Here is a 14,602-nt window from a genome sequence, read left to right as displayed (position 1 = left end):
ATCGGCGATTAACCGCCCAAAACCCGGTCATCGCCACGAAGGCTAGCCGGCGGCCAGTTATCAAGACGCATTCCCAGTGACAGACCACGGGACGCAAGCACGTCTTTGATCTCGGTCAGCGACTTTTTACCAAGGTTAGGCGTCTTCAGCAGCTCAACTTCTGTGCGCTGTATCAGATCGCCGATGTAGTAAATGTTTTCAGCCTTCAAGCAGTTAGCTGAACGCACTGTCAATTCCAGATCATCAACCGGACGCAGCAGAATCGGATCGATTTCTTCCTCTTCCTCTACGCGCTCAGGCTCTTTCTCATGATCGAAATCAACAAATACCGCGAGTTGCTGCTGGAGAATGGTGGCCGCCCGGCGAATTGCCTCTTCCGGATCGATGGTGCCATTCGTTTCCAGATCAATAACCAGCTTGTCCAGATCGGTCCGCTGCTCAACCCGTGCACTTTCCACGGCGTAAGCCACACGACGAACCGGGCTGAACGTAGCGTCCAGCTGCAGGCGTCCGATGGCGCGAGTTTCGTCCTCGTCGAGACCACGCTGGTCCGCCGGCTCATAGCCGCGACCGCGATTAACACGGAGGCGCATGTTCACTTCACCGTTTTCGCTCAGGTGGCAGATCACGTGCTCCGGGTTGGCAATCTCAACGTCATGGTCGAGCTTGATATCACCGGCTGTGACAACGCCCGGGCCTTTCTTGCTGAGCGTGAGCTCAGCATCGTCCCGGCCGTTCATTTTCACGGCGACGCCCTTGAGATTCAGCAGAATCTCGATGACGTCTTCCTGGACACCCTCAATGGCGCTGTACTCGTGCAAGACGCCGTCGATCTGCGCCTCAGTCACAGCGCAGCCCGGCATCGAAGACAAGAGAATACGGCGCAGTGCGCTGCCAAGTGTATGCCCGAAGCCTCTTTCCAGAGGCTCAAGCGTTACCTTGGCACGCGTGGCGCTCGATTCCTTCACGTCAATGGTACGAGGTGTCAATAACTCATGTACTGAACGCTGCATAGACGCCCCTATCTACTATCGTTGCTAACTGGGCTTTACTTGGAGTAAAGCTCGACGATGAGGTTCTCGTTGATGTCGGCCGGCAGTTCAGTACGCTCAGGCACTGATCTGTAAACGCCGGACATCTTGTTGGCGTCGACCTCTACCCAGCTCACCGGTGCACGGCTTGCAGACAGATCCAGCGCGCCTTTAACGCGAAGCTGATTTCTGGCCTTCTCGCGCACACTCACAACGTCGCCTGGCTTGACCTGGTAGGAAGCAATATTCACTACCTTGTCATTTACCAGAATCGCCTTGTGAGAAACGAGCTGACGGGACTCAGCACGGGTAGAACCAAAACCCATGCGGTATACAACGTTATCAAGACGACCTTCCAGCAGCTGCAACAGGTTCTCACCAGTTGCGCCTTTGCCGCGGGCGGCCTCTTTATAATAGTTGCGGAATTGCTTTTCCAGTACGCCGTAGATACGACGGACCTTTTGCTTTTCACGAAGCTGCACGCCATATTCGGACAGACGGCTGCGACGCGCGCCGTGCATACCTGGCGGAGTCTCAATGTTGCACTTTGAATCGAGCGCGCGAACACCGCTCTTCAGAAAAAGATCTGTCCCTTCACGACGAGACAGCTTGCACTTCGGGCCTATGTAACGAGCCATAATTCACTGTCTCCTGTGTTAGACGCGGCGCTTTTTGGGCGGACGACAACCGTTATGGGGAATCGGCGTCACATCTGTGATGTTAGTAATCTTGTACCCGCAGCCATTCAGCGCGCGTACAGCGGATTCACGTCCGGGCCCCGGACCTTTAACCTCTACGTCCAGGTTTTTAAGGCCGTATTCAGCAGCCGCATTACCGGCTCTTTCAGCTGCTACCTGCGCAGCAAAAGGTGTGCTCTTGCGTGACCCACGAAAACCGGAACCCCCAGAGGTGGCCCAGGACAATACATTGCCCTGACGGTCAGAAATGGTCACGATAGTGTTGTTGAAGGACGCGTGAATGTGCGCGACGCCATCAACAACCGTCTTCTTCACCTTTTTACGGGTACGTGTACCTGGCTTTGCCATGATTGCCTACCTGTTACTTACGAATAGGTTTGCGAGGACCTTTACGGGTGCGTGCGTTGGTCTTTGTGCGCTGGCCACGGACCGGAAGGCCATGACGATGACGCAGACCACGGTGGCAACCGAGATCCTTCAAACGCTTAATGTTCATCTGAACTTCACGACGCAGATCGCCTTCGACAGACACCTTGCCCACTTCGGTACGAAGTGATTCAAGCTGCTCGTCGCTCAGGTCTTTGACCTTGACGTCCGGCTTAACGCCGGTTGCATCGCAAAGCTTCTGGGCTGTTGTCTTGCCAACACCAAAGATGTAGGTGAGCGAGATAACAGCATGTTTGTGATCGGGTATATTGACACCGGCTATACGTGCCATCCAAATTACTCCGCGTTCAAAGCTTTGCTGTGTGAATTTTCCGCCACTATAAAAGGGCGCGAAATAATAGCGCCTGACCCCGGCTGAGGTCAAGCGCTATAAATCGTACCCTCAACAATGTCAGTGCTGAATCCGTAAGGATTAACCCTGACGCTGCTTATGGCGAGGCTCCGAGCAAATGACTCGTACTGAGCCATTGCGACGAATTACTTTGCAGTTACGGCAAATTTTCTTTACCGAAGCGCGTACTTTCATTGTCGACTCCAGTTTTCAAGGGGAACGGCTTAGCCGTTCCGACCATAGCCCTTGAGATTGGACTTCTTCATCAGTGATTCATACTGATGGGACATCAGGTGCGACTGTACCTGCGCCATGAAATCCATCACCACGACTACAACAATCAGCAGTGACGTACCGCCCAGATAGAACGGAACATTCCCGGCCACCATCAGAAACTGAGGGAACAGGGAGACTGCTGCAATGTACATTGCACCGAACAGCGTCAGACGAGTCAGAACGCCGTCGATATACTTGGCAGTCTGATCACCCGGACGAATGCCCGGAATAAATGCGCCAGAGCGCTTGAGGTTATCCGCAACTTCCTTCGGATTGTACATCAGGGCTGTATAGAAGAAGCAGAAAAACACCACTGCCGCCGCAAACAGAATAATGTACAAAGGCTGGCTCGGAGCCAGGGCCTGGGAAACATCGCTGAGCCATTCCATGCCCTCGCCCTGACCAAACCACTGCCCGATTGACGCCGGGAACAGAAGAATGGAAGAAGCGAAAATCGGCGGAATAACCCCGGCCATATTAACCTTCAGAGGCAGATGGCTGGACTGCTGTGCAAACACACGGCGGCCCTGCTGACGTTTCGCGTAATTGATGGTCAGACGACGCTGACCGCGCTCCATGAAGACCACAAAGCCAATTACCGCAACCGCCAACACACCAATCCCAAGAACGACCAGTAGGCTCATTTCACCGTTTCTGGCCTGCTCGAGAGTCTGCCCAATAGCGCCTGGCAGGCCGGCCACGATACCCGCAAAAATCAGCAGGGAGATACCGTTACCGACGCCGCGCTCGGTGATCTGCTCACCCAGCCACATCATGAAGACCGCACCGCTGACAAACGAAACAACCGCCACGAAATGGAAGCTGAAGCTGTCATTAAAGGTGACGCCTTGCGATGCCAAACCGACAGAAATACCAGCGCCCTGAACCAGGGCGAGGATAACCGTACCATACCGAGTGTACTGACTGATCTTTCGGCGACCAGCTTCGCCTTCTTTCTTCAGCTGCTCAAGCTGCGGACTGACCGCAGTCATGAGCTGCATGATAATCGAAGCCGAAATGTACGGCATGATACCGAGAGCGAAGATACTCATGCGCTCAAGCGCACCACCGGAAAACATGTTGAACATACTCAGGATCGTGCCCTGATTCTGCTCGAACAGTGCCGCCAGACGGTCGGGGTTGATCCCCGGCACCGGAATATGGGCACCAATCCGGTACACCAACAATGCCAGGAAGACAAACCAGAGCCGCGATCGCAGCTCCGCCAGTCCTTTACCCGCGCCCGCAGGCAATGATGCTGTCTTGGCCATTTAGTCCTCGACTCGCCTTAGTCTTCGACTTTACCACCCGCGGCGGCAATTGCCTCGCGTGCGCCTTTGGTTACCCGAAGGCCCTTAACGGTTACCGCACGGCTGAGTTCGCCGGACAGGATAACCTTGGCTTCACGAATTTCTTCGCGAACGATATCTGCCTTTTTGAGGGCCTCGAGATCAACCACATCGCCTTCAACCTTCGCCAGTTCGTTCAGGCGAATTTCAGCAACGTAGCGCTGCTGGCGAGAGGTGAAACCAAACTTCGGCAGACGACGAGCCAGAGGCTGCTGACCACCCTCGAAACCGGGAGCCACGCTGCCGCCAGACCGGGCTTTCAGACCCTTGTGACCGCGACCGCCGGTTTTACCGAGACCGCTACCGATACCACGACCAACCCGCTTCGGAGCTTGGCGTGAACCGGGTTCCGGACTAAGTTCGTTCAGACGCATCTTAGTTCTCCTCAACCCGAACCAGGTAATCCACCCGGTTGATCATGCCGCGAATGGAAGGAGTATCCTCCACTTCCACGGTATGACCGATTTTACGAAGACCCAGGCCCTTGACGCACAATTTGTGCTTGGGCTGACAGCCGATAGGGCTGCGGGTCAGAGTTACTTTGATCGTTTTTGCGTTCGCCATGACTTCAACCCAGAATCTCTTCCACGGTCTTACCGCGCTTGGCTGCAATATCTTCAGGCGCTTGTGTTGCCTGGAGACCCTTGATGGTGGAACGTACCACGTTCACCGGGTTGGTAGACCCGTAACACTTGGACAGTACGTTCTGAACACCTGCCACCTCCAGGACGGCGCGCATCGCGCCACCGGCGATGATACCCGTACCTTCGGAGGCCGGCTGCATGTAGACCTTGGAGCCGCCATGCTGAGCCTTCACCGGGTACTGAAGAGTGGTGCCGTCCAGCGGTACGTCGACCATGTTCTTGCGCGCAGCTTCCATGGCCTTCTGAATGGCGACCGGCACTTCACGCGCCTTACCACGACCAAAACCAACGCGACCTTTACCATCACCCACTACAGTCAGTGCGGTGAAGGCGAAAATACGGCCACCCTTTACAACCTTGGCGACACGATTGACCTGAACCAGCTTCTCCTGGAGCTCAGGCGCCTTCTGTTCGTTAACGCTCATCTTCTCCACCTCTTAGAATTGCAAGCCAGCTTCACGGGCTGCGTCGGCCAGAGCCTGAATGCGGCCGTGATAACGGTAACCGGAGCGGTCAAAAGCAACCTGCTCAACTCCTGCTGCCTTGGCGCGTTCAGCAATCAGCTGACCGACCTTTTTGGCAGCGTCCACGTTACCGGTTGCACCCTGGCGCAGTTCCTTATCCAACGTGGAGGCAGTGGCAATAACCTTGCTGCCATCTGCAGTCGTGACCTGGGCGTACATGTGACGCGGTGTGCGATGAACACACAGACGATTGGTACCCAGTTCACGGATCTTCATGCGCACTTTGCGTGCGCGACGCAATCTTTCGTTATTCGCGCTCATAGTCCCGCCTTATTTCTTCTTGGCTTCTTTGCGTCTGACCTGCTCATCCGCATAACGAACACCTTTGCCCTTGTAAGGCTCGGGCGGACGGAACGCGCGGACATCAGCAGCGACCTGGCCAACCTGTTGCTTGTCGATACCGCGAATCACAACTTCCGTATTGGACGGAGTTTCTGCGGTAATCCCCTCGGGCAGCTCATACTCGACCGGGTGAGAAAACCCCAGTGTCAGATTGAGCTTCTTACCTTGCGCCTGGGCACGGTAACCTACGCCCGTCAGCTGGAGCTTACGCTCAAAGCCTGTGGATACACCGGTCACCATATTGTTGACCAATGCACGAGTAGTACCAGCAAGAGCGCGGGACTTTGTAGCACCATCGCGAGCAATGAAACGCAGAACATTTTCTTCCTGCGTTACTTCGACCGCCTGGTGAATGGTGAACTGAAGCGCTCCCTTGGAACCCTTCACACTAATTTCCTGTCCGTTCAGCTTAACCTCAACACCGGAAGGCAGCACGACAGGATTATTGGCAACCCTGGACATGTGTATCTCCTAGAATACGGTGCAGATGACTTCGCCACCCACGCCAGCAGCTCGTGCGGCGCGGTCTGTCATAACGCCCTTGGACGTTGAGACAATCGCGACTCCCAGACCACCGGATACTTTCGGCAGTTCCCCAGCGCCTTTGTATTGGCGCAGACTCGGACGGCTGACCCGCTTGATCTCTTCAATAACCGGCTTACCACCGAAATATTTCAGAGTGATCGTCAGCTCGGGTTTCGCGTCGGCTGAAACGGAAAATTCCTCAACGTAACCTTCGTCCTTGAGGACTTGGGCCACGGAGATCTTCATCTTTGAAGACGGCATCGTAACATCTGTCTTAGACGCCATCTGTGCATTACGGATACGAGTAAACATATCCGCAAGCGTGTCTTGCATACTCATTGGTATGAGGCTCCTGATCTTTTTAGTTGTGCAGCGGCGTGCCGCACCGCTTACCAACAGGCACCCGACCGAAGTTCGGGTGCCTATCTTACCAGCTTGCCTTGGTCAGGCCCGGAACGTCACCGCGCATGCCGTATTCACGGAGTTTAATCCGAGAAAGCTCGAACTTGCGCAGAACGCCATGGGGACGACCAGTCACCTGGCAACGATTACGAAGACGCGACGGGCTTGCGTCACGAGGAAGCTGTTGAAGCTTCATCTGCGCATCCCAACGGTCATCATCGCTGGTATTGGGGTTCTTGATAATCGCCTTGAGCTCCGCACGCTTCGCTGCAAACTTCGCAACGGTCTTTTCGCGCTTGAGCTCACGGTTCTTCATGGAAACCTTAGCCATTACACTCGTTCCTTTATCTCTTGAACGGAAAGCCGAAAGCTTTCAGCAGTTCGCGACCTTCATCGTCGGTACCGGCAGTGGTGGTAATGGTGATGTCCAGACCACGGATCTTGTCGACTTTGTCGTACTCGATCTCAGGGAAAATGATCTGCTCACGCACGCCCATGCTGTAGTTACCACGACCGTCGAACGACTTGGGATTCAGACCACGGAAGTCACGAATGCGAGGAACCGCAATGTGAACCAGGCGATCAAAAAAGTCCCACATACGTTCGCCGCGCAGAGTAACCTTGCAACCGATCGGCCAACCTTCACGGATTTTGAAACCCGCAACGGATTTACGTGCCTTGGTGACCACAACTTTCTGACCTGCCAGGCGCTCGAGATCCGCCACGGCATTTTCAATCAGTTTCTTGTCACCAACCGCTTCGCCGACACCCATGTTAAGGGTGATCTTTTCGATACGCGGCACCTGCATAACGTTCTTGTAGCCGAACTCTTTCTGCAGGGCGGGTACCACTTCCTTACTGTACTGCTCTTTCATGTTAAGCATCGTAACCACCACCGCTTACTGGTTATCGACAGCTTCGTTCGTGGACTTGAAGATCCGCACTTTCGCGCCGTCTTCCTTAATCTGGAAGCCTACACGATCGGCCTTGCCGGTCTGCGGATTAAAAATAGCCACGTTGGAAGCCTGGATAGGTGCTTCTTTTTCGACGATGCCACCTGGGGTGCCCAGCATCGGGTTCGGCTTGGTGTGCTTCTTGATCATGTTGATCCCAGAAACAACCATACGGCCATCGTCCTGAACCTTCAGGACTTTACCACGTTTGCCTTTATCTTTCCCCGTGGTGACGATTACTTCGTCATCTCGTTTGATCTTTTTCATAACCGGCCTCTGGTCCTTTAAAGTACTTCGGGTGCCAGTGAGATAATTTTCATGAACTTCTCATTACGCAGTTCACGGGTAACCGGTCCGAAGATACGGGTACCAATAGGAGCGTCCTGATTGTTCAGAAGTACTGCCGCATTTCCGTCGAAACGGATCAGCGAACCGTCGGGACGGCGAACACCCTTGCGAGTGCGTACCACGACAGCTTTCAGGACCTGGCCTTTCTTCACTTTACCGCGGGGGATGGCTTCCTTGACGGTCACCTTGATGATATCCCCTACGCTGGCATAACGCCGATGTGAACCGCCCAGGACCTTGATGCACATCACCTGACGCGCACCGCTGTTATCCGCGACTTCAAGCATTGTTTGAGTCTGAATCATGGTTGTTCTCCGGGCGAATTACACCTTAGATGCACGTTCGGTCACTTCCACCAGGGCCCAGCTCTTGGTCTTTGAGACCGGACGGGTTTCCTGAATGGTCACAGTGTCACCGACGTTGCACTGATTGCTCTCATCGTGAGCATGGATCTTGGTAGAGCGCTTCATGTACTTACCGTACAGAGGATGCTTCACCTGACGCTCGACCAGAACGACGATGGATTTCTCCATCTTGTTGCTCACGACCTTGCCGCTCAGAGTTCTGGCAGTTTGGGTAGCTTCGGTCATGTCACTGTCCTGCCTTTTCGTTCAATACTGTTTTCACGCGAGCGATCTCGCGCTTCACCTTGCCGAGAAGGTGAGACTGATTCAGCTGACCTGTCGCCTTACGCATGCGCAGGTTGAACTGCTCCTTCAGGAGGTCGATCAGCTCTTTGTTCAGCTCCTCGACTGACTTATCACGCAGCTCTGTTGCTTTCATCACATCACCGTCCTCGTTACAAAGGTGGTCTGTACCGGCAGTTTGGCCGCAGCGAGTGTGAACGCGTCGCGTGCTACGTCTTCAGCAACGCCTTCCATCTCGTAGAGCATGCGGCCTGGCTGAATTTCAGCCACCCAATACTCGACAGAACCTTTACCTTTACCCATTCGAACTTCAAGCGGCTTGCTGGAGATAGGTTTGTCCGGGAAAATCCGGATCCAGATCTTTCCGCCCCGCTTGATGCGGCGAGTCATAGTACGACGTGCCGCCTCAATCTGGCGCGCAGTTATACGCCCCCGACTGGTCGCCTTCAATCCGTATTCACCGAAGCTCACCTTGTTGGCGCGGTGAGCAAGACCGGTGTTACGGCCTTTCATTACCTTGCGGAATTTGGTGCGTTTTGGTTGCAGCATAAGAGTGCCCCTTTACTTAGAACCTTTCTTCCCAGAGGCTTTCTTGTCAGCACGGACCTGCTCCATACCACCAAGAATCTCACCTTTGAAGATCCATACCTTGACGCCGATTACGCCGTAAGTGGTATGCGCTTCGTAGGTTGCGTAATCAATATCTGCACGCAGCGTGTGCAGAGGTACACGACCTTCGCGATACCACTCGGAACGCGCAATTTCAGCACCCCCGAGACGACCGCCTACCTGGATCTTGATACCCTTGGCGCCTTGACGCATGGCATTCTGAACCGCGCGCTTCATGGCGCGACGGAACATCACACGACGCTCCAGCTGGCCGGCAACGTTTTGCGCTACCAGGCGGGCATCCAGGTCCGGTTTGCGGACTTCTTCGATGTTGATGTGCACAGGCACACCCATCATGTCGCCGACTTCACGACGCAGACGATCAACATCTTCACCCTTCTTACCGATAACAATACCGGGACGGGCAGTATGGATCGTGATACGGGCGTTCTGAGCAGGGCGCTCGATCACAATCTTGCTGACAGACGCCTTCACCAGACGCTTGTCCAGAAACTCACGAACCTGAATATCGTTCAGCAGGTTTTGTGAGTATTCCTTCTTGTCGGCATACCAGACTGAGTTGTGCTCTTTGATCACACCCAGGCGAATGCCGGTTGGATTTACTTTATGACCCATCTGAGCATCTCCTACTTGTCGGCGACCTTGACGGTGATATGGCAGGTGCGCTTGAAAATCCGATCAGCGCGCCCCTTGGCTCGAGCTTTGATTCGCTTGAGCGTCGGACCCTCATCCACCATCACGGTGGAAACCCGCAGTTCGTCAACGTCCAGACCTTCATTGTGCTCAGCGTTGGCGATGGCGGACTCAAGAGCTTTCTTGAGTACGACCGCCGCCTTCTTTGGGCTAAAAGTCAGAATGTTCAGGGCATCCTCAACAGCCTTGCCGCGTACTTGGTCAGCGACAAGACGTGCTTTCTGAGCTGAGAGGTTAGCGCCCTTATACTTGGCTGCTACTTCCATTTCTATTCCCTCACAATCAGCGTTTAGCTTTCTTGTCGGCCGCATGACCACGATAAGTACGCGTTGCCGCGAACTCACCCAGCTTATGTCCAACCATATCTTCGGTGACATAAACCGGCACGTGCTGCTTGCCGTTGTGGACTGCAATGGTCAGGCCTACCATCTCTGGGAAGACTGTCGACCGGCGGGACCAGGTTTTGATCGGCCGCTTGTCGTTAGCTTCCAGAGCTGCCTCGACCTTCTTCAACAGATGCAGGTCTATAAAAGGACCTTTCTTCAAAGAACGTGGCACAGCAATTACCTCTATGTAGTCGTTTACTTGGCCGAACGACGACGTACTATCATTTTGTCAGTACGCTTGTTCTTACGAGTCTTATGCCCTTTGGTCGGAACACCCCACGGAGTAACCGGGTGACGCCCGCCAGAGGTACGCCCTTCACCACCACCATGTGGGTGGTCAACTGGGTTCATAGCAACACCACGTACTGTTGGCCGTTTGCCGCGCCAACGTGATGCACCCGCTTTACCAAGCTGCTTGAGGCTGTGCTCGCTGTTGGATACTTCACCCAGCGTTGCACGGCAATCTACAAGCACCTTACGCATTTCACCTGAACGCAGGCGGATGGTGGCATATGCACCTTCACGCGCTACCAGCTGTACGGATGCGCCCGCAGAGCGAGCCAGCTGAGCACCTTTGCCAGGCTTGAGTTCGACGCAGTGGATCACGGAACCGACCGGAATGTTCCGGAGCGGCAGCGTGCTGCCCACTTTGATTGGCGCGTCGATACCGGAGCGCACAGGATCACCGATTTGCATACCTTTGGGAGCGATAATGTAACGACGCTCGCCATCGGCATACTTAACCAGCGCGATGTGCGCGGAGCGGTTAGGATCGTATTCCAGGCGCTCAATGACCGCCGGGATACCATCTTTGGTCCGCTTAAAATCAATAACGCGGTAGTGTTTTTTATGACCACCACCAGTGTGACGAGTAGTAATGCGGCCTGCATTATTACGACCACCCGTCTTGTTCTTTCTTTCTACCAACGGCTCGTAGGGGCGCCCAGTGTGCAGATCCGGGTTGTAAAGCTTTACAACGTGACGGCGTCCGGCAGATGTTGGTTTGGTTTTGACGATCGGCATATTACGACCCCTTTACCTTATTCCACATCCAGAAAATCGATGTCCTGACCTTCTGCCAGCTTTACGTAAGCCTTACGAATGTCATTACGCTTGCCGAACCCGCGGATAGTGCGCTTGAGCTTACCCTTACGGTTCAGAACCTGAACACCTTCTACGGTGACGTTGAACAGCTGCTCAACGGCTTTCTTGATCTCCGGCTTGGTGGCATCCGGGGCGACCCGGAACACAACCTGGCCATGCTCGGCCACCAGAGATGCTTTTTCAGATACGTGTGGTCCAAGCAGGACCTTGTAAATACGTTCCTGATTCATCCCAGCATCTCCTCGATCTTCTTCAGAGCGGGCACAGTCACCACAACATTCTCGTAGGCAACCAGGCTGACCGGGTCCAGGCCGGCAATATCGCGCACATCGACGTGTGGGATGTTGCGGGACGCCAGATGCAGGTTCTGCTCAACACTGTCTGACAGAATCAGTGCATTGCTCACACCGATGTCCTTCAGCTTGGCATTGAATGCCTTGGTCTTGGGGCTGTCGACATTCATGTCATCAACAACCACGAGACGCTCTTGGCGAACCAGCTCGGAAAAAATGGAGCGCATCGCTGCGCGGTACATTTTGCGGTTAACCTTTTGCTCAAAACCACGAGGTTTGGCCGCAAAAGTGACACCACCTGAACGCCAGATCGGGCTACGAATGGTACCCGCACGGGCACGACCGGTGCCCTTCTGACGCCAAGGCTTCTTACCGCCACCGCTGACTTCGGAACGCGTCTTCTGAGCCTTGGTGCCCTGACGGCCCGCTGCCATATAAGCAGTAACCACCTGGTGAACCAGCGACTCGTTAAAATCTTTGGCGAATGCGGCGTCGGAAACAGAAATCCCCTTGCCGCTACCTGTAATAGTCAATTCCATCGCACCGCTCCTCAGGCTTTAACTGCAGGCTTGATGACAACATCGCCGCCAGTTGCGCCGGGTACGGCACCACTCACCAGCAGCAGGTTGCGCTCGGCGTCGACACGGACAATTTTCAGGTTCTGCACGGTGACCTGTGCATTACCCATCTGGCCCGCCATCTTTTTGCCCTTGAATACCTTACCCGGAGTCTGGTTCTGACCAATGGAACCCGGAGCACGGTGAGAGAGGGAGTTACCGTGGGTAGCGTCCTGCATGGAAAAATTCCAACGCTTCACGCCGCCCTGAAAACCCTTACCTTTGGACTGACCAACAGCATCAACAACCTGGCCATCTTCAAAGACGGAAGCAGTAATCTCGCCACCGGCTGCAAGGTCTTCACCTTCGCCTTCAGCCAAACGGAACTCCCACATACCACGACCGGCTTCAACGCCCGCCTTGGCAAAATGGCCTGCTTCACTCTTGGTTACACGGGAGGAACGACGAGTGCCTACAGTAACCTGAACGGCTCGATAGCCATCGTTTTCAAGAGTCTTGATTTGGGTAATCCGGTTGGGCTCAACCTCGATTACCGTTACGGGCAGCGCCTGCCCATCTTCCGTAAAAATACGGGTCATACCGGCCTTACGACCGACAACACCAATTGCCATGTTTCACCTCTTAAGTGTACGGGGCTCTCACCCTCTATGGCCTTATGACAGTTACACAGACTAATACCGGGCGGTATTAGCCGAGGCTGATCTGAACGTCTACACCTGCAGCCAGGTCCAACTTCATCAAAGCATCTACTGTCTTTTCCGTCGGCTCAACAATGTCGAGCAAACGCTTATGCGTACGAATTTCATACTGATCGCGCGCGTCCTTGTTGACGTGCGGGGAGATCAGAATGGTGTACTTTTCCTTCCGCGTCGGCAGAGGGATTGGCCCACGCACCTGAGCGCCGGTCCGCTTTGCGGTATCGACGATCTCCTGCGTGGACTGGTCGATCAGGCGATAATCAAACGCCTTCAACCGGATTCGAATTTTTTGGCTTTGCATGATGCACCAAACTCCACTCGTAGCAGCTACTAACTAGTTAGCCGACCTTCAAAAAAAGGAGCCGCATTGTATGCATAATACCCAACCCTGTCAACAGCTAGGCTGTTTGACCGGGTCGGGCACAGGCTTTGCGACTGAAACAGAAAAAGGGGCTGAACTTTCAGCCCCTTTTTCCTGATCAAACGAGCGAATTACTCGATGATCTTGGCGACCACGCCGGCACCAACGGTACGGCCACCTTCGCGAATCGCGAAGCGCAGACCATCTTCCATGGCGATTGGAGCGATCAGGGTAACACTCATCTTGACGTTGTCACCCGGCATAACCATCTCCACACCTTCCGGCAGCTCACAGGAACCTGTGACGTCGGTGGTACGGAAGTAGAACTGCGGACGATAGCCCTTGAAGAACGGAGTATGACGACCGCCTTCTTCTTTGCTCAATACGTACACTTCGCACTCGAACTTGGTATGCGGCTTGATCGAGCCTGGCACACACAGAACCTGACCACGCTCAACGTCGTCACGCTTGGTACCACGCAGCAGAACACCAACGTTCTCACCGGCACGACCTTCGTCCAGCAGCTTGCGGAACATCTCAACACCGGTACAAGTGGTCTTCACGGTATCCTTGATACCAACGATTTCCACTTCATCGCCAACCTTGATGATGCCACGCTCAACACGACCGGTCACAACGGTACCACGACCAGAGATGGAGAATACGTCCTCGATCGGCATCAGGAACGGCTGATCAATCGCACGCTCCGGCTCCGGGATGTACTCGTCCAGGGCTTCTACCAGCTTCTTGACAGCGGTAGTACCCATCTCGTTGTCGTCCTTACCTTCCAGCGCCATCAGCGCAGAACCGGTAATGATCGGCGTGTCGTCGCCCGGGAAGTCGTACTGGCTCAGCAGATCACGAACTTCCATCTCAACCAGCTCGAGCAACTCTTCGTCGTCTACCATGTCGGCCTTGTTCAGGAACACGACAATGAACGGTACGCCAACCTGACGGGACAGCAGGATGTGCTCACGAGTCTGCGGCATGGGGCCGTCAGCTGCAGAACACACCAGGATCGCGCCGTCCATCTGCGCCGCACCAGTGATCATGTTCTTCACATAGTCAGCGTGGCCCGGGCAGTCGACGTGGGCGTAGTGACGATTCGGAGAATCGTATTCAACGTGGGAAGTCGCGATGGTGATACCACGCGCCTTCTCTTCCGGTGCGTTATCGATCTGATCGAATGCACTGGCAGAACCAGTACCCCAGACTTCGTGACACACACGAGTCAGGGCGGCGGTCAGAGTGGTCTTACCATGGTCAACGTGACCAATGGTGCCTACGTTCAAATGCGGTTTACTACGGTCAAATTTTTCTTTAGACACGGTTACACCTCTTC

Annotated in this window: 28 protein-coding genes; all 28 read right to left on the bottom strand. The window is 54.5% G+C overall.

The annotated features are described in order from the left end of the window. Positions 1–8 precede the first annotated feature (8 nt). A complete protein-coding gene (locus K0B93_RS18460; RefSeq protein WP_218637441.1) occupies positions 9–1,013 on the bottom strand; it encodes a DNA-directed RNA polymerase subunit alpha in 1,005 nt (334 codons plus the stop codon). 35 nt (positions 1,014–1,048) lie between these two features. Next, on the bottom strand, positions 1,049–1,669 hold the full coding sequence (gene rpsD, locus K0B93_RS18455; RefSeq protein WP_219868713.1) for a 30S ribosomal protein S4: 621 nt from the start codon (positions 1,667–1,669) through the stop codon (positions 1,049–1,051). 18 nt (positions 1,670–1,687) lie between these two features. Further along, the gene (rpsK, locus tag K0B93_RS18450) at positions 1,688–2,077 is read right to left on the bottom strand and encodes a 30S ribosomal protein S11 (RefSeq protein ID WP_004580767.1); all 390 of its coding nucleotides are present in this window, start codon (positions 2,075–2,077) and stop codon (positions 1,688–1,690) included. Positions 2,078–2,090: 13 nt separating this feature from the next. Then, a complete protein-coding gene (gene rpsM, locus K0B93_RS18445; protein ID WP_070970491.1) occupies positions 2,091–2,447 on the bottom strand; it encodes a 30S ribosomal protein S13 in 357 nt (118 codons plus the stop codon). A gap of 141 nt (positions 2,448–2,588) precedes the next feature. Then, positions 2,589–2,702 carry a 50S ribosomal protein L36 gene (gene rpmJ / locus K0B93_RS18440; RefSeq protein WP_008174902.1) on the bottom strand — a complete coding sequence of 38 codons (114 nt, stop codon included), beginning with the start codon at positions 2,700–2,702 and terminating at the stop codon, positions 2,589–2,591. Positions 2,703–2,731: 29 nt separating this feature from the next. Next, entirely contained in the window at positions 2,732–4,054 is a 1,323-nt protein-coding gene (gene secY / locus K0B93_RS18435) for a preprotein translocase subunit SecY (RefSeq protein ID WP_041341470.1), read from the bottom strand. Positions 4,055–4,071: 17 nt separating this feature from the next. Then, positions 4,072–4,506: a 50S ribosomal protein L15 gene (gene rplO / locus K0B93_RS18430; RefSeq protein WP_218637440.1), complete on the bottom strand. Its 435-nt coding sequence runs from the start codon at positions 4,504–4,506 to the stop codon at positions 4,072–4,074. A gap of 1 nt (position 4,507) precedes the next feature. Beyond that, complete coding sequence (gene rpmD / locus K0B93_RS18425; RefSeq protein WP_012139786.1) at positions 4,508–4,696, bottom strand: 50S ribosomal protein L30; 189 nt, start codon at positions 4,694–4,696, stop codon at positions 4,508–4,510. A gap of 4 nt (positions 4,697–4,700) precedes the next feature. Further along, positions 4,701–5,201: a 30S ribosomal protein S5 gene (rpsE, locus tag K0B93_RS18420; protein WP_048497752.1), complete on the bottom strand. Its 501-nt coding sequence runs from the start codon at positions 5,199–5,201 to the stop codon at positions 4,701–4,703. Positions 5,202–5,213: 12 nt separating this feature from the next. Next, the gene (gene rplR / locus K0B93_RS18415; protein WP_218637439.1) at positions 5,214–5,561 is read right to left on the bottom strand and encodes a 50S ribosomal protein L18; all 348 of its coding nucleotides are present in this window, start codon (positions 5,559–5,561) and stop codon (positions 5,214–5,216) included. Between the two features lie 9 nt (positions 5,562–5,570). Beyond that, positions 5,571–6,104, bottom strand: a complete 534-nt coding sequence (gene rplF, locus K0B93_RS18410; RefSeq protein WP_219868712.1) for a 50S ribosomal protein L6 — start codon at positions 6,102–6,104, stop codon at positions 5,571–5,573. 9 nt (positions 6,105–6,113) lie between these two features. After that, positions 6,114–6,506, bottom strand: a complete 393-nt coding sequence (gene rpsH, locus K0B93_RS18405) for a 30S ribosomal protein S8 (RefSeq protein ID WP_218637437.1) — start codon at positions 6,504–6,506, stop codon at positions 6,114–6,116. 88 nt (positions 6,507–6,594) lie between these two features. Further along, entirely contained in the window at positions 6,595–6,900 is a 306-nt protein-coding gene (gene rpsN, locus K0B93_RS18400; protein ID WP_008174884.1) for a 30S ribosomal protein S14, read from the bottom strand. A gap of 13 nt (positions 6,901–6,913) precedes the next feature. After that, the gene (gene rplE / locus K0B93_RS18395; RefSeq protein WP_218637436.1) at positions 6,914–7,453 is read right to left on the bottom strand and encodes a 50S ribosomal protein L5; all 540 of its coding nucleotides are present in this window, start codon (positions 7,451–7,453) and stop codon (positions 6,914–6,916) included. Positions 7,454–7,468: 15 nt separating this feature from the next. After that, positions 7,469–7,789 (bottom strand): 50S ribosomal protein L24, encoded by a 321-nt coding sequence (gene rplX / locus K0B93_RS18390; RefSeq protein ID WP_069185083.1) that lies wholly within the window; start codon positions 7,787–7,789, stop codon positions 7,469–7,471. A gap of 17 nt (positions 7,790–7,806) precedes the next feature. Beyond that, on the bottom strand, positions 7,807–8,175 hold the full coding sequence (rplN, locus tag K0B93_RS18385; protein ID WP_007154005.1) for a 50S ribosomal protein L14: 369 nt from the start codon (positions 8,173–8,175) through the stop codon (positions 7,807–7,809). Positions 8,176–8,193: 18 nt separating this feature from the next. Continuing rightward, positions 8,194–8,460: a 30S ribosomal protein S17 gene (rpsQ, locus tag K0B93_RS18380; protein ID WP_012139774.1), complete on the bottom strand. Its 267-nt coding sequence runs from the start codon at positions 8,458–8,460 to the stop codon at positions 8,194–8,196. Between the two features lies 1 nt (position 8,461). Further along, a complete protein-coding gene (gene rpmC, locus K0B93_RS18375) occupies positions 8,462–8,653 on the bottom strand; it encodes a 50S ribosomal protein L29 (protein ID WP_219868711.1) in 192 nt (63 codons plus the stop codon). Beyond that, positions 8,653–9,066 carry a 50S ribosomal protein L16 gene (gene rplP / locus K0B93_RS18370; RefSeq protein ID WP_069185082.1) on the bottom strand — a complete coding sequence of 138 codons (414 nt, stop codon included), beginning with the start codon at positions 9,064–9,066 and terminating at the stop codon, positions 8,653–8,655. The genes rpmC and rplP overlap by 1 nt, the downstream gene beginning before the upstream one ends. 12 nt (positions 9,067–9,078) lie before the next feature. After that, positions 9,079–9,762, bottom strand: coding sequence for a 30S ribosomal protein S3 (rpsC, locus tag K0B93_RS18365; RefSeq protein ID WP_219868710.1), 684 nt, complete (start codon positions 9,760–9,762; stop codon positions 9,079–9,081). An 11-nt stretch (positions 9,763–9,773) separates the two neighbouring features. Further along, complete coding sequence (gene rplV, locus K0B93_RS18360) at positions 9,774–10,106, bottom strand: 50S ribosomal protein L22 (RefSeq protein WP_041341430.1); 333 nt, start codon at positions 10,104–10,106, stop codon at positions 9,774–9,776. A gap of 16 nt (positions 10,107–10,122) precedes the next feature. Further along, a complete protein-coding gene (gene rpsS / locus K0B93_RS18355; protein WP_007154011.1) occupies positions 10,123–10,398 on the bottom strand; it encodes a 30S ribosomal protein S19 in 276 nt (91 codons plus the stop codon). A 23-nt stretch (positions 10,399–10,421) separates the two neighbouring features. After that, positions 10,422–11,249 carry a 50S ribosomal protein L2 gene (rplB, locus tag K0B93_RS18350; RefSeq protein ID WP_138441845.1) on the bottom strand — a complete coding sequence of 276 codons (828 nt, stop codon included), beginning with the start codon at positions 11,247–11,249 and terminating at the stop codon, positions 10,422–10,424. A 17-nt stretch (positions 11,250–11,266) separates the two neighbouring features. Further along, positions 11,267–11,560: a 50S ribosomal protein L23 gene (gene rplW / locus K0B93_RS18345; protein WP_041341428.1), complete on the bottom strand. Its 294-nt coding sequence runs from the start codon at positions 11,558–11,560 to the stop codon at positions 11,267–11,269. Beyond that, positions 11,557–12,162, bottom strand: coding sequence for a 50S ribosomal protein L4 (gene rplD / locus K0B93_RS18340; protein WP_219868709.1), 606 nt, complete (start codon positions 12,160–12,162; stop codon positions 11,557–11,559). The genes rplW and rplD overlap by 4 nt, the downstream gene beginning before the upstream one ends. Positions 12,163–12,173: 11 nt before the next feature. Further along, positions 12,174–12,812 (bottom strand): 50S ribosomal protein L3, encoded by a 639-nt coding sequence (gene rplC, locus K0B93_RS18335; RefSeq protein ID WP_219868708.1) that lies wholly within the window; start codon positions 12,810–12,812, stop codon positions 12,174–12,176. Positions 12,813–12,888: 76 nt separating this feature from the next. Then, complete coding sequence (gene rpsJ, locus K0B93_RS18330; protein WP_077529290.1) at positions 12,889–13,200, bottom strand: 30S ribosomal protein S10; 312 nt, start codon at positions 13,198–13,200, stop codon at positions 12,889–12,891. 191 nt (positions 13,201–13,391) lie between these two features. After that, a complete protein-coding gene (gene tuf / locus K0B93_RS18325; protein WP_219868700.1) occupies positions 13,392–14,588 on the bottom strand; it encodes an elongation factor Tu in 1,197 nt (398 codons plus the stop codon). Positions 14,589–14,602: the final 14 nt, after the last annotated feature.

Source organism: Marinobacter sp. F4218 (assembly GCF_019443085.1).
Classification (GTDB): Bacteria; Pseudomonadota; Gammaproteobacteria; order Pseudomonadales; family Oleiphilaceae; genus Marinobacter; species Marinobacter albus.
The sequence above is the reverse complement of the archived record's forward strand: the minus strand, read 5'-3'. Positions and strand labels throughout refer to the sequence as shown.